Genomic DNA, 17,100 nt, shown 5'->3' with positions numbered 1-17,100 from the left:
GCCCCGGGCGGCGTCAGGTCAGCGCGCGCCACAGCAGGTAGCACCCGATGGCCGTGCCGAACACCACGATCACCGTCTTCAACACCACCTGCGGAAGCCGGCGGGCCAGCCGCGCGCCCGCGTACCCGCCGAACAGCGTGGCCGGCGCGACCACCGCGACCGCCGCCCAGTTCACCGGGCCGAACAGGGCGAACACCACCAGCGTGGTCAACCCCACCACGGCCGAGAGCAGGTTCTTCACCGCCGACACCCGGGCCAGCGTCGCGTCCAGCACCAGCGCCAGCCCGGCCACCAGCATCACCCCGAGGGCCGCGCCGAAGTAGCCTCCGTACACGGTGCCGAGCGCGACCATGGTCTGCACCGTGACGGTACGGCGGCGCGCGCCCAGCCGTTCCGGATGGCCGACCAGCCGGCGCAGCGGACCCTGGAACGCGAGTACGGCGGTAGCGCCGAGCACCAGGAACGGCACCACCAGCTCGAACGCCCGAGCCGGGGTGGCCAGCAGCAGCGCGCACCCGGCGATCGTGCCGAGCACGGCGGTCGGCAGCAGCGACCACAGCTGCCGCCCGCGCGGCAGGTCCATCCGGCTGCCCGCCACGCTTGCCACGTACCCGGGAAAGACCGACACCGAGTTGGAGACGTTCGCCGCCACCGGCGGCAGACCGGTGGCGATCATCGCCGGGAACGTGATCAGCGAGCCACCTCCGGCCACCGCGTTGACTGTGCCCGCGGCGAGACCGGCGGCGAGCAGGAGCGCGGCGTCGGAGAGATCCATGGTCCCCCGAGGCTAGTCGGTCGGGCGGGCGAACGCGCATCGCGCCGGTTCGGGGAGGTGGCTGTATCGAGAGCCGGTTGATGCCGGCACCTCCCCGAGGTGGTGGGCGGGAAATGGGCGCGGCGGGTGCGTCGTTAGGATGAGAGCGCGACGGACGAGTCGACCGGGCGGTCGCGTCGACGGGCTCCGGCCCGTCGCCGAGGAACGTCCGGACTCCACAGGGCAGGGTGGTTGCTAACGGCAACCCGGGGTGACCCGCGGGACAGTGCCACAGAAAACAGACCGCCGGCCCGTAACGGGACGGTAAGGGTGAAACGGTGGGGTAAGAGCCCACCAGCACCCCGGGTGACCGGGGTGGCTCGGTAAACCCCACCCGGAGCAAGGCCAAGAAAGGGCCGTCACCGCAAGATGACGACCCGCGCAGACGCTTGAGGGCTGCCCGCCCGATGTCTGCGGGTAGGCCGCTGGAGCCTGCCGGCAACGGCAGGCCGAGATGGATGGCCGCCGCCGGTGCGCCTACGGGCGTGCCGGGCACAGAATCCGGCGTACAGGTCGACTCGTCCGTCGCCCACCAGGTGAGCCGCCCGCTCTTGGTCGGCGTTCGACGCCCCTGTGACGGCCCCGACGGCCCAACGACGGCCCAACCACGGCCCAGGAGGGTGGCGGCACTGCCCGCTATCGTCCTCGCATGTTCGTCGAGATCATCGGAGATCAGCCACTACCTGACGCAGTCGACCGGGACGACGTGGAAGACCTCCTGGAGCAGGCCATCGGCGACGAGGGCAGCGTCACGGGTGCCGGCACAGGCGACGGGCGTTGGCACCTGGACGTCGAAGTGGACACCGCCGGACGGCAGGCACAGCTACTCGTGCGGCGGCTCGCACAAGCACTCGTCGACGCTGAGCTCGGCTGGGTGCGCGTCCGACCTGAGGCAGAAGACACGGGATTGCCTGCCTCGGCACTCGTCTGAGCCGTACCGTCGCCGAAGCGCGACGCACGACCTCTTCCTCCCGAAAGACTTTGTCATCCCACCAGCTGGTTGAGTCGCGCACGAGCTATTCGGGTAGCGAGCCCTGGCCCGGCAAGGAGTATGACGAGCATGCCGGCCCCGATCAGCGGGAACGGGGCGAGTGTTTGCACACTGCTGGTCACGTAGCCATCCCTGGTCGCGACGAACTGTGGGTCAGTCTCCGACACATAGATGGTGACGCTTTCGCCTCGCGAGTAGCCGGGCCCATTACCCCAGGCGCTCTCCAAGGGAACGCTCCAGGTTCGGCCACGAGCCACGTACGTGGCATGATCGCCGAACTTGAACCCCTCCATCACTGCTTGGACCGGTTCGCCGGTCGCCACGAGTTGGCGGATGCGAACTTCAGTACGGCGCGGCTGAAGGATTCCCCCGGCGACAGACAGGCACCGACCAGATAGCACAGAACGATGCGCAGCCAGGACCGAGCTATCCAATCGAACAGCGGCACAGGACTGTGAGGCTGGTGTGAAGAGACCTAGGCTGACGTCCATGCCGCGGAGCATGCAGTGATCGACCTGGACGACCACGATCACCAGTCGGCGGGGTCGGGTACCACCGTCCATGACCGTCTCCTGGCCAGACAGAAGATGATCCTGCGGCTCGTCGCCGCTTTCGTGGTCGGCGTTGTGCTTGGCGGCTTCGGTGTCAGCCAACTGCGGGACTCGCGTGATCAGCGGGAGCGGAACGCCGTGGTCGCATTCGTGGCCTTCCCTCAATCGGCCGACTCTGGAAGCGCGGCCTCCGCGGGACCCGTCCGACTGTCCGGGTATTTGGCGTTGGCCAACGCCGGCCCCGGGCCGATCACCGTTCGTCGGGTTCACGCAAAGAGGCCGGGCGTCGTGATACACAGCATCGGATCGCCCCGGTTGTTACCGCCTGGCAGCACCGGTCAGCTCGCGGTCGAGCTGTGGTTCGATTGCTCGGTCGCACGCCTCCAGCGAGAGCCGCTGCCGCTAGGGTTGTCGGTCGAGACCGATGACAAGCAAGGCAGAAGGGTCAGCTACCCCGTCGCTCTCGTAGGAAGCGACTGGGAGCGCGAGGCTCTGAGCAAGTGTTCACGCATAGGCACGGTGGGCTGACGCGTAACGAACCAAGGCCAAGCGCTGAAGCGGATCTCTGCGCGGCTGCCCCTCGTGCCCGCTGCGCACTCCGCTACTGCCCCTCACCGCCCCTGAAGTTCTCGCCTACAGTGCCGGCTGTGGATCTCGCTGACTGCGTGGGGCGTGTGCTCGAACTGCGGACGCTCGACCTCGCAACGCAACCTCCACCCAGTCCCGGGCCCGCTGCTCTACCCGTGGTGGGATACGACTTCCTGGCTCTGTATCTGAGTGTCACCGAAGAGTTCGACGACAACGTGCAGGTTCTTGAGGTCCTGGAGCGCTTCGAACAGGACTGCGCCTCTCTCGAAGAGGCGTTGAGCCGGCTGTGGGGACCAGCCGAGAGCGTGGACCTACGGCCGTACATGGATCTCATGGTGCGGGGAGAGAGCGTTCCGGAACTTCCCGGGTTCCTTCTCGGCGTCATGTCGGATGTGGCTGTGTGGCGCTTTGCAGATCGGAGTATCTGTGTCGGCGTCGGGGTGTCGGACACCCACGGCCCGGTGGTCCTGGTAGCCGCAGCGGGCGAGCTGTAGCGGGAGCGTGCTTCGGGGCGTTTGTGCTGGTAGTAGTTCCGGTTCCGCCCATCGGGATCCGTGCTCAGCGAGGATACTTGTGGGGTGGGGGATCTTTTCTGAGCAGCGCGAGCGAGATCGCGATCACGGCGAGGCCCAGGCCTGCCAGCACGGTCGGCGCCTGCAGGAGAAGATCCTCCGTCGCGTACCCGTCAGGCGTGGCAGCCCTGGTCGGATCCGTCCGGTCGACGCGTACATCGAGTACGTCCCCGACGTGGAACTCACTCTCGTCGAGTTCGCTGGAGAACCGCTTCCGGTGCCGTATGCCGTCGAACGTGTAGTCCACGGTCAGCCTCGTGGCGGCGAACGATCGGCTGATCTTGAACCGTTCGACGTGAACCACCTGGCCGGTCGTCTCGGCGCCGGCGAGTACCCGCTCGTCGATCGCCGTGCTCAGCCGATCGTGGAGCAGCATCCCGCCGCCGACCAGAAGGGTGCCCAGGACAACCGCCAGGACCAACTTGAGTTCCCGTCGGCCGAACGGGCTCGCCATTGCCGGTCCTCCCAGCATCCTCGGGATGAGTGCGTTGTAGCACGTCCTCGCTCGTCGCCAGCCGCCATGGCCGCCGGCGCTGCAACCCGTGCCACTCTGCGATGATCACGTGTGACCTCCTACGTGTCCCACACCACCGTGGACTGTGCCGACGCCTATGCCCTGTCCCGCTGGTGGGCATCGGTTCTGGACTACCGCGAGGACCCGGTCGACCCGAACGAGCCGGGCCATGAGGAGTGCATGATCTACTCGCGGGACGGGCGGCACCGCCTGCTGTTCATCGAGGTGCCGGACGCGAAGCGGGTCAAGAACCGCATCCACCTCGACCTGCGCCCGGTCGAGGGGACGCGCGACGAGGAACTGGTCCGGCTGACCGGGCTGGGTGCGGCGGTGGTGGCCGACCGGCGGGAGACCGACGGCACCGGCTGGGTGGTGCTCGCCGATCCGGAGGGCAACGAGTTCTGCATCCTCCGCAGCGACGCCGAGGTGGCCGCCACCCGCCCGTGACAGCGATCGAGCCCAGGTGCTCGACCTGGCTCCCACCGATCTTGGAGTTGTGGCGCCCACAACGCCCCGTTTCGCGAAGTTCGGCAGGCACCACAACTCCAAGATCGACGGGGAGAGCGAGAGGTGGGGGGACGGGGAGGGCGGGGAGAGCGGGCAAGGGCGGGGAGAAAGCCGGCGGGTTGCTTGTGGCACGCTGCGGTGGTGATCGAGCTTGCGGACATCCAGGCGGCCGCCGACCGGATCGCCGACGTCGTGGTGCACACGCCGACCCTGCCCAGCCCGGGACTGACCGAGCTGCTCGGCGTACCTGTGACCGCCAAGCTGGAGCTGCTGCAACGTACCGGATCGTTCAAGGCCCGGGGCGCGGCGGCGAAGCTGCTCGCGCTCGACGACGCCGAACGGGCGGCCGGGGTGGTGGCGGTCAGCGGCGGTAACCATGGCATCGCGGTCGCGGTGATGGCCGGCGCCCTCGGGGTGGCGGCGGCAGTGGTGATGCCGCGCAGCGCGCCCGCCCGCGCGGTCGAGATTGCCCGCGCGGCCGGGGCGGACGTGCGGCTGACCGAGGACATGGCCGGCGCGTTCGCGCTGATGAACCGGCTGCGGGACGAGGGTGTGACGCTGCTGCACCCGTTCGACGACCCGATCGTGCTGGCCGGGCAGGGCACTGTCGGGCTGGAGCTGGCCGAGGATGCCGGTGAGCTGACCGACGTGCTGGTCAGCATCGGCGGCGGCGCGCTGATCTCGGGCGTGGCGGCGGCGCTGCGGGCGCGCCGGCCGGGGGTACGCGTCTGGGGCGTGGAGACCGAGGGTGCGCAGGCGATGTCGCAGGCGATCGCGAAGGGTGGCCCGGTCGAGGTGCCGTTGTCGTCGATCGTCACCACGCTCAGCGCGCCCAGCGTCTCGCAGCTCACCTACGATCACGTGACCGCGCTGGTCAGCGACGTCCTCGTGGTCTCCGACGCCGAGGCGGTGCGGGGCACGCTGGAGTTGGCCGAGCACGCCAAGGTGTGGGCCGAGCCGGCCGCCGGTTGTCTGCTTCCTGCCGCCCGCCGGGTGGTCGAGCGGGTGGGCGGTGACGCCCGGCTGGGCCTGGTGGTCTGCGGCGGCAACGCCACGGTGGCCGACGTGACGACGTGGGCCGGCCGCTTCGGCGTCTGACCCGCCGGGCACGGGACCACCGAGCACGGGACGGCCGCGCCGGAGCGGGCGACCGCCGCGCACAAGCTACCGAACCTGGGGTACGCCGGCCGGCTCGGTTCGGACGGGTGGGACCGAGCGGCCGGCGTACGTCAGGACGTGGTCGGACTGACCCCGTCGAGCAGCTCGGCGAGCTTGGCCGCGGTGGTCGGGGCGTGCAGGTGCAGGCGCGCCACGTTGATGCTGTCCGTGCCGACCACGGCGAGCAGGGCCTGGCCGTTGATCGCGTACACGCTGAGGTAGCCGCCCGCGTTGCGGACCGTGGACTGCTGGAAGTCGCCCTGTCCGAGCCGGAGCCCGACCTGGCGGCCGAGCCCGTACGTGGTGGCGGCGAGCGCGGCCAGGTCGTCCGGGTCGGCGCCGTTCTGCAGGTTGTGCGTGACGAGCAGGCCGTCGACGCCGCCGAGGACGCACCCGTGCACGCCGGGGATCTGCAACCGCAGCGCGGACAGTTCCTGGGCGATGGCCGGGTACGGCAGGGTCGGGTTGCCGGCCAGCGAGGGCGGAAGCGCGCGTGGTGGCGGCAGGGTGCCGGTCTGGGGGCGCGTACGGCGGGGGAGGTCGTCCACCCGGCTCACAGTTCCAGGCTCTCCTCGATCGTGCGCAGTTGGTGCCGCGCCATCGCGAGGTTGGCCCGGCTCTTGCTGACCATCAGGTAGAGGAACAGGCCCTTGCCGGTGCGGTTGCTCAGCGGGCGGATCAGGTGGTACTGGCTGCCGAGCGTGATCAGGATGTCCTCGATCTCGTCGTCGAGCTTGAGCATCTCGATGGTGCGCAGCTTGGCGCGTACGACGTCGGTGTTCCCGGCGGCGGCGACGGTCAGGTCGATCTCGCCGGTGCCACCGGCGACGCCGAGGGTCATGCCACTGGTGTAGTCGACGAGCGCGGCGCCGATCGCGCCGTCGATGTTCATCGCGTTCTTCAGCGCGATGTCAAGGTTGCCCACGATTTCTCTCCCCAACTCGGGCCGCTGTCCGCTGGAAGCGCGACAGCGGATTCGTCCGTCGAGGCTCGCATATGGAGGTGCGAGGTGCACACGGACCACCGGTGATCCACCTGAGCGGGCCCTCCGGACGGGCCACCGGTCCCGCGGGAGGGACCACGCCGTCCATCGCCGATCGCCGTCCGTCCCGGCAAGACGGTGCATCCATGCTATGTAGAGTTCCGATAGAGTGCCGCTGTGCGACTGACCATCCCGGTGGCGAAGGTGCTCTCGGCGCTGCTCGCCGAACCCGAGGCGCCGCGCTACGGCCTCGACCTGATGCGGCTCACCGGCCTGCCCAGCGGGACGCTCTACCCGGTGCTGCACCGCCTCCAGGCGGCCGGCTGGCTCACCGCCGACTGGGAGGCCGTCGACCCGGTCGCCGCCGGCCGCCCGGCCCGCCGCTACTACCGCCTCACCGGGGAGGGCATCCGCTCGGCCCGGCTGGCGCTGGCCGAGCTGCGTGCCCTCGTACCCGCCGAACGTGCCGGCGCGGACCCGGCGTGGTGACCCGGCGGGTGGCGCGTACCGCCGGGGTGTTGCTGTTCGCGCCGCCGGCCTGCCTCGCGGTCCTCGTGGCCGCGGCCGCGGCGATGGCCCTGGCGCACGGGTGGCTGGAGATGCGCGCCGCCGCGCAACTGCCGGCCTGGTCGGCGCTCACCGCGCTGCTCGGCGTGGCGCTCGCGCTCGTCGTCGCCCGGGCCGCGCGCCGGACCGTACGCGTGGGGGCGCTGCCCACCGCGCTCGGCGTGGTGCTGCCGATCGCCGCGACGGTGACCGCCACGTCGGCGCTGCTCGCCGCCCGGGGCGAGAGCCGGGTGGGGGAGAAGGTGCCCGGGGTGCTGCTCTGGCTGGCGCTGCTGGTCGCGGCGCTGTGGGCCGCCGGGGCGCTGGCACGCCGGGGCCGGGTCCGGGCCGCGTGGCTGGCCGGGCTGCTCGGCGCGCTGGTGGCGGCCGACGCGGCGGTGGTGCTCGCGGTGGTCACCTCGATCCCGGCCGGCGCGCCCGTGGCGGACGGCCTGCCGCCGGACTCGGTGGACCGGATCTCCGCGCCGCTGTGGCTGTTCACCTGCTGGACCGACTCGTCGTTCGGGCTGCCCCGGCCGACCGGCTGGGAACGGTTCCTCATCACCGACCGGGTGCTCGTCGAGCCGATGTTCTACCTGGCGTGCACGCCCTACGTCCTGGCGTACGCGATCGCGGCGGCCCGGCCGGCGGCGGCCGCCGCGCCCGTCCCGGCTCTCGCCTGAAGGGTCAGGAGTTCCAGCTCAGCGCCCGGCCCGCCCGCTCGTAGTGCCGTGCCAGCTCGGCGTCGATCCGCGCGGCCCGTTCCTCGGTGAGCGTCACGGCCGGATCCTGCCAGGGCCGCGCGCCGAGCATCCGGTGCCGCAGGCCGTTCGGCGGGTGGGTGGCGAACAGCGAGGTTTCCTCCCGGACGGTGAGCTGGCGTTCCAGCGACAGCCGTTCGGTAGCGGCGTCCAGCGCGCGCCCCGTCTCCACCCGCCAGGCGTCCGGCCCGTGTCCGCCGCGTACCGCGTTGCGCACCACGGTGGCCACCGTGTCGGTACGCAGCAGCGTGTCCATCAGGCGGGTCGCACCAGCGGTGCCACCGGCGCGGGCGGCCATCTCGTCGGCCAGGTACTCGGCCCGCTGGCTCTCCCGCAGCGCGGTGGCGACCAGCACGACGTGCCCGGCGAACAGCAGCCGGGACAGCGTCCAGGACGCCAGGCGCCCGAGCCATTCGCCGACCATCACCAGCAGCCCGCCGCCGTCGGAGCCGCCCCGGGGCCGGAACAGGTCGGCGGCGTTGCCGAGCATGGTCAGCGCCGGCTGGGTGACCGGCCTGCGCCGTACGTCGCCGTTGACGAAATGGCCCAGCTCGTGCCCCAACAGCGCCACCCGCGCGGGCCCGTCCAGTGCACCCCACAACGGCAGCCCGAGGCCGAGCACGCGCCGCCGGCGCAGCCCGACCGCTGTCGCGTACGCGTTGATGCCGCCGTCGACGCTGATCACGTGCGGCATCGGCGCGCCCACCGCCGACGCCACCTCGCGGACCAGGGCGTGCAGCTCCGGCGCCTCCTGCGCGGTGAGCACGTCCAGGTCGCCGTCGATCCGGCCGAAGCGCGGGCGCAGCGCCACCGCCAGCGCGATCAGCGCCACGCCGCCGACCACGGCGAGGTTCGGGAAGGGGTACGCGAACAGCAGCCACACGCCGGCCACCGCGAGCCCGGCCACACCGAGCAGGAGCAGCACCGAGATGCCGGTGACGAGGAGGCCGGCGAACCCCGGCCCGGTCGACTTCAGCGACCGGGCGACCAGGGCGGCGTACTGCTGACGGGTGAGCCGCGCGGCGAGCCGGTGGGTCCGCCGGTCGACAGGCGACCAGCCGAACTCGGGCGCCTGGCGGCGCGCGTCGTAGGTGTCGAGGTTCCAGTCGCATCCGGGGCACCACGGCAACGCCCCGTCCAGCGACACCGGCGTCGTGCCGCAGCGCGGACAGGCCCCCGTGCCCGTCGTCATGGTGATCACGAGCGCCGATCCTGTCCGGTTCGCACCACTGGCGGTACCCGCCGTTCGGACGAGGACGGGCTTGCGCGGTTCCCCACCGCAACCGTCCCGACCAGGTCTAATGTGGAGAAGCGTGACTATTTGGGCCGTTCCGGTGGCGGACGGGCGGTTACCAGTGCACAGTGATCGCATGAGCGACGACGGAAGTGGTGGGCACTACTACTGGTGCACGCGACACCACCGGGTCGAGACCGATGCCGACGTGTGTCCCGCACGGCACGTTCTCGGACCGTACGCCTCAGCCGCCGACGCGGACAACGCCCTGCAGACGGTGCGGGAGCGGAACGACGCGTGGGACGCCGAGGACGCCCGTTGGGCCGGGGAGGGCCGCTAGACGGCGCGGGAGGGCCCGCGTCGAGGTGATCCGTGCTCCCGCGAGGGCGGGAGCACGTCCCCAGGAAAGGGAACCGAGATGGCCGAAGCACAGCAGGCCACCCGCCCGGCCGCGAAACGGACGACCGCGAAGAGGACCGCCGCGGGCAGGTCGACGACGGTCACCAAGGCGTCGCCGAACGCCTCGGGCGCCGGCGCCGGACGGACGCCGGCGAAGAAGGCGGTGGCGAAGAAGGCGGCCGCCAAGAAGGTCGTGTCGGCGGTCCGCGGGGCGCCGGCCACGAAGGCCACCACCAGGACGACCGCCAAGAAGACGGCCGCGAAGAAGGCTGGTACCCGGACGGCGCCGGCCGGCCGGGCCACCGCCAAGAGCGCGCCCGCCAAGAAGGCCACCGCGAAGAAGACGACGGCGAAGAAGACCACCGCGGCGAAGAAGACGACGGCCGCGAAGAAGACCACCGCCGCCCGGAAGAGCACGGCGGCGAAGTCGACTGTCACCGCGCGCAAGAGCACCACCGCGAAGAAGGCGCCGGCCCGCAAGACGACCGCGAAGAAGACGGCGGCGGCGACGAAGGCGACCGGAGCGCGGAAGGTCACCGCGGCGGCGAAGAAGACCACCGCCGCCAAGAAGACCACAGCGGCGAAGAAGGCTCCGGCGAAGAAGGCCACCGCCTCGACCCGCCCCACGGCGCGCAAGGCGGCGGCGAAGAAGGCGCCCGCGCGCAAGACCACCACCACGGCGAAGAAGACCACAGCGGCCAAGAAGGCGCCCGCCCGCAAGACCACCACCGCCAAGAGCACCGCCCGGAAGGCGCCGGCCCGCCGCGCCTGACCCCCGCCGCCCTCCCGCGGGGCGCCGCACGGACACGGCGCTCGCCCCGAAGGGCGGAACGAGCGGGGCGCTGTCAGGATTGACCACGTGGTGATCCGACGCGTACTGGCGCCCCGTATCGACTTCGGCGCGCTGCGCCGCGAGCTGGGACTGCCCGAGAGCTTCCCGGCCGCGGCGCAGCGCGAGGCCGACGCGGCCGCAGCCGCGCCGCCACCGGCCGTCGCCGACCGGACCGACGTCCCGTTCGTCACCGTCGACCCGGCGACCTCGCGCGACCTCGACCAGGCCATGCACCTCGCCCGCCGTCCCGGCGGCGGCTACCGCGTCCGGTACGCGATCGCGGACGTGCTGACCCACGTACGCCTCGGCGGTGACCTGGAGGCCGAGACGTGGCGCCGGGGGCAGACGGTCTACCTGCCCGACGGCAACGTGCCGCTGCACCCGCACACGCTCAGCGAAGGGGCGGCCAGCCTGCTGCCCGACGCCGACCGGGCCGCGGTGCTCTGGACCGTCGACCTGGACGCCGACGGCGCCACCGTCGCGGTCACGCTGGAGCGGGCGCTGGTGCGCAGCCGGGCCAAGCTCGACTACGGCGGCGTGCAGCGCGACGCCGACGCCGGCCGGCTGCCCGAGCCGATCGCCCTGCTGCCCGAGATCGGGGCGCTGCTCACCGCCCGTGGCCTGAGCCGGGGCGCGATCAACCTGCCGCTGCCGGAGCAGGACGTCGAACCCGACGGCGACGGGTGGCGGCTGGTGCTGCGCGGCCCCGGCCCGATGGAGGAGCACAACGCCCAGATCTCGCTGCTGACCGGGATGGCGGCGGCCGACATCATGCTGGCCGGCCGGATCGGGCTGCTGCGCACCATGCCGCGTCCCCGCGCGGAGGCGGTCGAGCGGCTGCGGCTGGCCGCCGGACCGCTCGGCGTGCCCTGGCCGGACGGCACCCCCGTCGGTCAGGTGCTCGACGGGCTGGACACCTCCCAGCCCCGGGTGGCCGCCTTCGTCGACCAGGCCGCCGAGCTGATGCGCGGCGCCGCGTACACCGCGTTCGACGGTGAGCTGCCCGAGCAGCCCGAGCACGGCGGGGTGGCGGCCGCGTACGCGCACGTCACGGCGCCGCTGCGGCGGCTGGCCGACCGCTACGCCACCGAGGTCTGCCTGGCGCTGCACGAGGGCCGGGAGGTGCCCGAGCAGGTGCGGGCCGCGCTGCCGAAGCTGCCCGAGGTGATGGCCACGACCGACCGGACCGCCGGCGCGGCCAGCCGCGGCGCCGTGGAACTGGCCGAGGCGGTGCTGCTCGCGCACCGGGTGGGGGAGACGTTCGAGGCGGCCGTGCTCGACGTCGACGAGCCGCGCCCGGCGGGCAACGGCCGGTCCGGCCGACCGCCCGGCGGCACGATCGCGCTGGACGAGCCGCCGGTCCGCGCCCGCTGCACCGGCGAGCTGCCGCTGGGCGAGCGCGTCCGGGTACGCCTCACCGTCGCCGACCCGGCCCAGCGCCGGGTCGCCTTCGAACGGGCCTGACCAGCGGCCATTGTCACAGCATCGGGATGCACCGCACGCCGCCTCGCTTTGCGAGGATGAGCGCATGGCTTACGACGCGACCACGCTGCCCGACGTCTCCGGGCTGACCGTCGGCATCATCGGTGGCACCGGCGACCAGGGACGAGGTCTCGCCTACCGGTTCGCCCGCGCCGGGCAGAGCGTGCTGATCGGCTCCCGCACCGCGGAGCGGGCCTCCCAGGCCGCCGCCGAGATCGCCGCCCTGCCCGGGGTGCCCGACGGCGCCATCGTGTCCGGCGGCGACAACGAGGACGTGGCCCGGCGCAGCGACGTGGTGATCGTGGCGGTGCCGTGGGACGGGCACGCGGTCACCGTCGCCGCGCTCGCCGAGCCGCTGGCCGGCAAGATCGTGGTGGACTGCGTCAACCCGCTCGGCTTCGACAAGCAGGGCCCGTACGCGCTCGACGTACCAGAGGGCAGCGCGGTGCAGCAGGCCGCCGGGCTGCTGCCCGAGTCCCGGGTGTGCGCCGCGTTCAACCACGTCAGCGCGCCGCTGCTGGCCGACCCGCAGATCGACCGGATCGACCTCGACGTGCTGATCTGCACCGAGGACCGGGAGGTGGCCGGCGTGGTGGCCGCGTTGGCCGCGCGGATCCCCGGCATGCGGGGCATCTACGCCGGCCGGCTGCGCAACGCCCACCAGATCGAGGCGTTCACCGCCAACCTGATCGCGATCAACAAGCGCTACAAGGCGCACGCCGGCATCCGCGTCACCGACCTCTGAACCGCCGCGCGCCGCGCGGCGCGCGGCGCGCGCGCGTGTTAAGAAGGGGCCCCTCCTCTACGCCAGGCGTTAAGAAGGGGCCCTTCCTTACACCCTCAGAAGGTGTGCTCGGCCGCGGGGAAATCGCCGCCGCGTACCTCGTCGGCGAACCGGCGGGTGGCGTCGGTGAGCGCGCCCGCCAGGTCGGCGTAGCGCTTCACGAAGCGGGGCGCCCGGCCGGTCCGCAGCCCGGCCATGTCCTGCCACACCAGCACCTGCCCGTCGGTGTCCGGGCCGGCCCCGATGCCGACGGTGGGGATGGCCAGCTCGGCGGTGACCCGCTTGGCGACCTCGCCCGGCACCATCTCCAGCACCACCGCGAACGCGCCCGCCTCGGCCACCGCCCGCGCGTCGGCGAGCACCTCCTCGGCCGCCTCGCCCCGGCCCTGCACCCGGTAGCCGCCGAGCGTGTGCTCGCTCTGCGGGGTGAAGCCGATGTGCGCCATCACCGGGATGCCGGCGCCGGTGATGGCCTCGATCTGGGCCGCGCAGCGCCGTCCGCCCTCCAGCTTCACCGCGTGGCAGCCGCCCTCCTTCATGAACCGCACCGCGGTGCGCAGCGCCTGCGCCGGGCCCTCCTCGTACGAGCCGAACGGCAGGTCGCCGACGATCAGCGACTGCTTCGTGGCCCGCACCACGGCGCGGACCAGCGGCAGCAGCTCCTCGGCGGTCACCGGCAGCGTGGTCTCGTAGCCGAACACGTTGTTCGCCGCCGAGTCGCCGACCAGCAGCACCGGGATGCCCGCCTGGTCGAAGATCGAGGCGGTGTACTGGTCGTACGAGGTGAGCATCGCCCAGCGCTCGCCGCGCTCCTTGGCGGCGATCAGGTCGCGGGTGCGTACCCGCCGGGTGGCCGGGCCGCCGTAGAGCGCCGTCACCTCGGCCGGGGTGGACTCCACCATGACAATCTCCTTCCTCGAGGCCGCGCACGCGGTCCCCGGGTTCCCCGCGATCGTCGCACCGGGCGACGGCCCGCGGGCAGATCGGAGTGGAGGATGTCACTCCCCGGCCGGGGAGCGGTCAGCCGTCCTCGCGCCACCGGTTGGTGATCGGCAGCCGCCGGTCCCGCCCGAACGCCTTCATGGAGATCTTGGTGCCGGGCGCGGACTGCCGCCGCTTGTACTCGGCGGTATCCACCATCCGCAGCACCTTGTCCACCACGGCCGGGTCGTGGCCGGACTCGACCAGGCCGTCGCGGCCCAGGTCGCCGTCGACGTAGCCGATCAGGATCGGGTCGAGCACGTCGTAGTCGGGCAGCGTGTCGCTGTCGAGCTGGCCGGGGCTCAGCTCGGCCGACGGCGGCTTGCCGATCGAGTTCTCCGGGATCGGCGGCGTCTGCCCGCGGCGCGCCGCGTCGGCGTTGCGCCACTTCGCCAGCCGCCACACCAGCGTCTTCCAGACGTCCTTGACCGGGTTGTAGCCGCCCACCGAGTCGCCGTACAACGTCGAGTAGCCCACCGCCAGCTCACTCTTGTTGCCGGTGGTGAGCACCAGGTGGCCCTCCTGGTTCGACAGCGCCATGAGGATCACGCCGCGTACCCGGGCCTGGAGGTTCTCCACCGCCACCCCGGACAGCGACATGTTCGCCAGGAACGTGTCCACCATCGGCTGGATCGGCTCGACCCGGTAGTCCAGGCCGGTGCGCTTGGCCAGGTCCTCCGCGTCGGTGCGGGAGTGCTCGGAGGAGTGCTGACTGGGCATCGAGACGCCGACGACCCGCTCCGGGCCGACCGCGTCCACAGCGATGGCCGCCGCCACCGCCGAGTCGATGCCGCCGGACAGGCCGAGCACCACCGACGGGAAGCGGTTCTTGTCGACGTAGTCGCGCAGGCCCAGCACCAGCGCGTGCCACACCTCGGCCTCGTCGGCGACCGGCTCGATGATCCCGCCGTCCGCAGCCGGTCCGGGCGGCGTGGCCGGGATCGTCGCCACCTCGCCGCGGACCACCCGCATGCCGTCACTGAGCCCACCGGCCTCGCCGGGCGTCCCGGCCGCCGCCGGCAGCTCCAGGTCGTGCACCAGCAGGTGCTCGACGAACTGCGGCGCCCGGGCCAGCAGCGTGCCGTCCGCGGCGACGATCATCGAGTCGCCGTCGTAGACCAGTTCGTCCTGGCCGCCGACCATGTTCACGTACGCGATCGCGGCCCCGGCCTCGGCGGCGCGCCGGCGCACCAGCGGCAGCCGCACGTCGTCCTTGTTCAGCTCGTACGGCGAGCCGTTGATGCTCAGCACCAGCCCGACGCCGGCCTGCCGCGCCGCCGCGAACGGCCCACCGGCCTGCCACAGGTCCTCGCAGATGGTCAGCGCCACGTCCACCCCGCCGACGCGCACCACGGTGAGCATGTCACCGGGGACGAAGTAGCGGTCCTCGTCGAACACGCCGTAGTTGGGCAGGTGGTGCTTGAAGTAGGTGGCGACGACCTCGCCCCGGTGCAGCAGCGCCGCCGCGTTGCGGGCGCCCCTGCCCGGCTCCGCGTCGGAGCTGACCTGCGGCGGGCCGTCGGCGTCCAGGTAGCCGACCAGGACCGGCAGGTCGCCGTGGCCGTCGGCGGCGAGGTCGGCGGCGAGCCGGTGCAGCGCGGCCCGGGACGCGGCCACGAACGAGCGGCGGAAGACCAGGTCCTCGACCGGGTAGCCGGTCAGCATCAGCTCGGGGAACAGGACGAGCTGGGCGCCGGAGCCGGCCGCCTGGCGGGTCCACTCGCGGACCAGGCCGGCGTTGCCGGTGAGGTCGCCTACCGTCGGGTTGACCTGGCACAGGGCGAGACGCAGGGTGGGCATGTCCTCATCTTCCCCCAGCCCTCCCGGCCGAATCCGACCGGTTGGGGCAGACAGGCGTGCCGGCCCGCGCGTCCCAGCGCGGCGGACACGGCGGGACGGCCGGCCGGGGAGGGCGTAACGTCGGCGTAACGAGCCCGGTGGAGACTGGGCGGTCAGGCCGAGCCGGCCCGGCGCCGGTGCGGACGTACGTGTAACGAGGGGTGGAAGTGGACCGTCAGCAGGAGTTCGTCCTCCGTACGCTGGAAGAGCGGGACATCCGTTTCGTCCGGCTGTGGTTCACCGATGTGCTCGGCACGCTCAAGAGCGTCTCGGTGGCCCCGGCGGAGCTGGAGGCGGCCTTCGACGAGGGCATCGGTTTCGACGGCTCCGCGATCGAGGGCTTCGCCCGGGTCTTCGAGTCGGACATGGTCGCCATGCCGGACCCGACGACGTTCCAGGTCTTCCCGTTCGAGGGCGGCGTCAGCGGCGAGAGCGCCCGGATGTTCTGCGACATCTCGCTGCCCGACGGCAGCCCGTCCTGGGCCGACCCGAGGCACGTGCTGCGCCGCATGCTCTCCCGCGCCGCTGACAAGGGCTTCACGTTCTACACCCACCCGGAGATCGAGTTCTTCCTGCTGGAGAACGGCCCGCAGGACGGCTCGGTGCCGATCCCGGTGGACACCGGCGGCTACTTCGAGCACACCACGCACGCCGTGGCGCGGGACTTCCGCCGCCAGGCGGTGCTGGCGCTGGAGCGGATCGGCATCTCGGTGGAGTACAGCCACCACGAGGTCGCCCCCGGCCAGCAGGAGATCGACCTGCGCTACGCCGACGCGCTCACCACCGCCGACAACATCATGACCTTCCGGCACGTGGTGAAGGAGGTCGCGCTCTCCACCGGCGTGCAGGCCAGCTTCATGCCGAAGCCGTTCACCGACCAGCCCGGCAACGGCATGCACACCCACCTGTCGCTGTTCGAGGGGGAGCGCAACGCGTTCCACGACGCCGGTGACCCGATGAAGCTGTCGAAGGTCGCCAAGTCGTTCATCGCCGGGCTGCTCACCCACGCGCGGGAGTACACCGCGGTGACGAACCAGTGGGTCAACTCGTACAAGCGGCTGTTCCCGCAGGCGCTGCCGGACCGGATCACCGAGAGCCCCGCGTACGTCTGCTGGGGTCACCTGAACCGGTCCGCGCTGGTGCGGGTGCCCGCGTACGGCAAGCCGAACTCGGCCCGGGTCGAGGTCCGCTCGCTGGACTCCGCGACCAATCCCTACCTGGCGTTCGCGGTGATGCTCGGCGCCGGCCTCAAGGGCATCGAGGAGGGGTACGAGCTGCCGCCGGGCGCCGAGGACGACGTCTGGTCGCTGAGCAGCGCGGAGCGCCGCGCCATGGGCTACGAGGCGCTGCCGGAGAACCTGGCCGAGGCGATCGACGTGATGGCCGGCTCCGAACTGGTCGCCGAGGTGCTCGGCGAGCACGTCTTCGACTTCTTCCTGCGCAACAAGCGGGCCGAGTGGGAGCAGTACCGCCGCGAGGTCACCCCGTACGAGCGGCAGCGCTACCTGTCTCTCTAGATCATCCTGGCGCGGTGCCGCTATCGTCTGCGGCACCGTCCCGGCACC

Annotated in this window: 19 protein-coding genes and 1 other RNA gene; 13 read left to right on the top strand and 7 right to left on the bottom strand. The window is 72.2% G+C overall.

The features are described 5' to 3' along the window. Positions 1–13: 13 nt before the first annotated feature. Positions 14–775, bottom strand: coding sequence for a sulfite exporter TauE/SafE family protein (locus PVK74_RS13395; protein ID WP_064448270.1), 762 nt, complete (start codon positions 773–775; stop codon positions 14–16). Between the two features lie 155 nt (positions 776–930). Between PVK74_RS13395 and rnpB the strand changes: the two genes are divergently transcribed. The 4 genes from rnpB to PVK74_RS13375 all read left to right on the top strand — a co-directional run bounded on the left by rnpB (position 931) and on the right by PVK74_RS13375 (position 3,438). Then, positions 931–1,339: RNase P RNA component class A (rnpB, locus tag PVK74_RS13390), an RNA gene on the top strand. Between the two features lie 124 nt (positions 1,340–1,463). After that, positions 1,464–1,745: a hypothetical protein gene (locus PVK74_RS13385; protein ID WP_043329266.1), complete on the top strand. Its 282-nt coding sequence runs from the start codon at positions 1,464–1,466 to the stop codon at positions 1,743–1,745. Positions 1,746–2,311: 566 nt separating this feature from the next. After that, positions 2,312–2,884, top strand: a complete 573-nt coding sequence (locus tag PVK74_RS13380) for a hypothetical protein (protein ID WP_069088961.1) — start codon at positions 2,312–2,314, stop codon at positions 2,882–2,884. A 119-nt stretch (positions 2,885–3,003) separates the two neighbouring features. Continuing rightward, complete coding sequence (locus PVK74_RS13375; RefSeq protein WP_124779027.1) at positions 3,004–3,438, top strand: hypothetical protein; 435 nt, start codon at positions 3,004–3,006, stop codon at positions 3,436–3,438. A gap of 64 nt (positions 3,439–3,502) precedes the next feature. Here PVK74_RS13375 and PVK74_RS13370 read toward each other — a convergent pair whose 3' ends face one another. Next, positions 3,503–3,970 carry a DUF3592 domain-containing protein gene (locus PVK74_RS13370; RefSeq protein WP_187694103.1) on the bottom strand — a complete coding sequence of 156 codons (468 nt, stop codon included), beginning with the start codon at positions 3,968–3,970 and terminating at the stop codon, positions 3,503–3,505. Positions 3,971–4,081: 111 nt separating this feature from the next. On the opposite strand from PVK74_RS13370, the gene PVK74_RS13365 reads away from it, so the two are divergent. Both PVK74_RS13365 and PVK74_RS13360 read left to right on the top strand, forming a co-directional pair. After that, the gene (locus PVK74_RS13365; protein WP_104112461.1) at positions 4,082–4,477 is read left to right on the top strand and encodes a VOC family protein; all 396 of its coding nucleotides are present in this window, start codon (positions 4,082–4,084) and stop codon (positions 4,475–4,477) included. Positions 4,478–4,678: 201 nt separating this feature from the next. Then, a complete protein-coding gene (locus tag PVK74_RS13360; protein ID WP_209962772.1) occupies positions 4,679–5,635 on the top strand; it encodes a threonine/serine dehydratase family protein in 957 nt (318 codons plus the stop codon). A gap of 131 nt (positions 5,636–5,766) precedes the next feature. On the opposite strand, the gene PVK74_RS13355 is transcribed toward PVK74_RS13360, so the two are convergent. Together PVK74_RS13355 and PVK74_RS13350 are read right to left on the bottom strand one after the other, a co-directional pair. Further along, positions 5,767–6,252 (bottom strand): roadblock/LC7 domain-containing protein, encoded by a 486-nt coding sequence (locus PVK74_RS13355; protein ID WP_043329275.1) that lies wholly within the window; start codon positions 6,250–6,252, stop codon positions 5,767–5,769. Continuing rightward, complete coding sequence (locus PVK74_RS13350) at positions 6,249–6,620, bottom strand: hypothetical protein (protein WP_013287772.1); 372 nt, start codon at positions 6,618–6,620, stop codon at positions 6,249–6,251. Before PVK74_RS13350 ends, PVK74_RS13355 begins: the two co-directional genes overlap by 4 nt. Before the next feature lie 234 nt (positions 6,621–6,854). Between PVK74_RS13350 and PVK74_RS13345 the strand changes: the two genes are divergently transcribed. Both PVK74_RS13345 and PVK74_RS13340 read left to right on the top strand, forming a co-directional pair. Then, complete coding sequence (locus PVK74_RS13345) at positions 6,855–7,166, top strand: PadR family transcriptional regulator (RefSeq protein WP_043329277.1); 312 nt, start codon at positions 6,855–6,857, stop codon at positions 7,164–7,166. Beyond that, positions 7,160–7,906 (top strand): hypothetical protein, encoded by a 747-nt coding sequence (locus PVK74_RS13340; protein WP_274479139.1) that lies wholly within the window; start codon positions 7,160–7,162, stop codon positions 7,904–7,906. The genes PVK74_RS13345 and PVK74_RS13340 overlap by 7 nt, the downstream gene beginning before the upstream one ends. A 4-nt stretch (positions 7,907–7,910) precedes the next feature. Here PVK74_RS13340 and PVK74_RS13335 read toward each other — a convergent pair whose 3' ends face one another. After that, a complete protein-coding gene (locus tag PVK74_RS13335) occupies positions 7,911–9,176 on the bottom strand; it encodes a M48 family metallopeptidase (RefSeq protein ID WP_274479138.1) in 1,266 nt (421 codons plus the stop codon). Positions 9,177–9,354: 178 nt separating this feature from the next. On the opposite strand from PVK74_RS13335, the gene PVK74_RS13330 reads away from it, so the two are divergent. The 4 genes from PVK74_RS13330 to npdG all read left to right on the top strand — a co-directional run bounded on the left by PVK74_RS13330 (position 9,355) and on the right by npdG (position 12,676). Beyond that, positions 9,355–9,558: a hypothetical protein gene (locus PVK74_RS13330; RefSeq protein ID WP_018787041.1), complete on the top strand. Its 204-nt coding sequence runs from the start codon at positions 9,355–9,357 to the stop codon at positions 9,556–9,558. Positions 9,559–9,636: 78 nt separating this feature from the next. After that, a complete protein-coding gene (locus tag PVK74_RS13325) occupies positions 9,637–10,389 on the top strand; it encodes a histone (protein WP_274479137.1) in 753 nt (250 codons plus the stop codon). Positions 10,390–10,476: 87 nt separating this feature from the next. Further along, positions 10,477–11,913, top strand: coding sequence for an RNB domain-containing ribonuclease (locus PVK74_RS13320; protein ID WP_274479136.1), 1,437 nt, complete (start codon positions 10,477–10,479; stop codon positions 11,911–11,913). A gap of 64 nt (positions 11,914–11,977) precedes the next feature. Continuing rightward, positions 11,978–12,676 carry an NADPH-dependent F420 reductase gene (gene npdG / locus PVK74_RS13315; protein WP_069088968.1) on the top strand — a complete coding sequence of 233 codons (699 nt, stop codon included), beginning with the start codon at positions 11,978–11,980 and terminating at the stop codon, positions 12,674–12,676. 95 nt (positions 12,677–12,771) lie between these two features. Here the strand turns inward: npdG and panB are convergent, their stop codons facing one another. Beyond that, positions 12,772–13,617 carry a 3-methyl-2-oxobutanoate hydroxymethyltransferase gene (panB, locus tag PVK74_RS13310; RefSeq protein ID WP_043329285.1) on the bottom strand — a complete coding sequence of 282 codons (846 nt, stop codon included), beginning with the start codon at positions 13,615–13,617 and terminating at the stop codon, positions 12,772–12,774. Between the two features lie 118 nt (positions 13,618–13,735). Then, the gene (locus PVK74_RS13305; protein ID WP_113972569.1) at positions 13,736–15,496 is read right to left on the bottom strand and encodes an NAD+ synthase; all 1,761 of its coding nucleotides are present in this window, start codon (positions 15,494–15,496) and stop codon (positions 13,736–13,738) included. Between the two features lie 206 nt (positions 15,497–15,702). Between PVK74_RS13305 and glnA the strand changes: the two genes are divergently transcribed. Then, positions 15,703–17,052 (top strand): type I glutamate--ammonia ligase, encoded by a 1,350-nt coding sequence (gene glnA / locus PVK74_RS13300; protein ID WP_036344036.1) that lies wholly within the window; start codon positions 15,703–15,705, stop codon positions 17,050–17,052. Positions 17,053–17,100: the final 48 nt, after the last annotated feature.

It is taken from the genome of Micromonospora chalcea (assembly GCF_028768405.1).
Lineage (GTDB): Bacteria > Actinomycetota > Actinomycetes > Mycobacteriales > Micromonosporaceae > Micromonospora > Micromonospora chalcea.
Note: the sequence above shows the minus strand (reverse complement) of the source record. Positions and strands in the feature narration are given on the sequence as shown.

Bases quoted from the DNA above. Each gene is read 5' to 3' on its own strand.
- PVK74_RS13395 (WP_064448270.1), bottom strand. From the start codon at position 775: ATGGATCTCTCCGACGCCGCGCTCCTGCTCGCCGCCGGTCTCGCCGCG.
- PVK74_RS13385 (WP_043329266.1), top strand. From the start codon at position 1,464: ATGTTCGTCGAGATCATCGGAGATCAGCCACTACCTGACGCAGTCGAC.
- PVK74_RS13370 (WP_187694103.1), bottom strand. From the start codon at position 3,970: ATGGCGAGCCCGTTCGGCCGACGGGAACTCAAGTTGGTCCTGGCGGTT.
- PVK74_RS13335 (WP_274479138.1), bottom strand. From the start codon at position 9,176: ATGACGACGGGCACGGGGGCCTGTCCGCGCTGCGGCACGACGCCGGTG.
- PVK74_RS13330 (WP_018787041.1), top strand. From the start codon at position 9,355: ATGAGCGACGACGGAAGTGGTGGGCACTACTACTGGTGCACGCGACAC.
- PVK74_RS13325 (WP_274479137.1), top strand. From the start codon at position 9,637: ATGGCCGAAGCACAGCAGGCCACCCGCCCGGCCGCGAAACGGACGACC.
- npdG (WP_069088968.1), top strand. From the start codon at position 11,978: ATGGCTTACGACGCGACCACGCTGCCCGACGTCTCCGGGCTGACCGTC.
- panB (WP_043329285.1), bottom strand. From the start codon at position 13,617: ATGGTGGAGTCCACCCCGGCCGAGGTGACGGCGCTCTACGGCGGCCCG.
- PVK74_RS13305 (WP_113972569.1), bottom strand. From the start codon at position 15,496: ATGCCCACCCTGCGTCTCGCCCTGTGCCAGGTCAACCCGACGGTAGGC.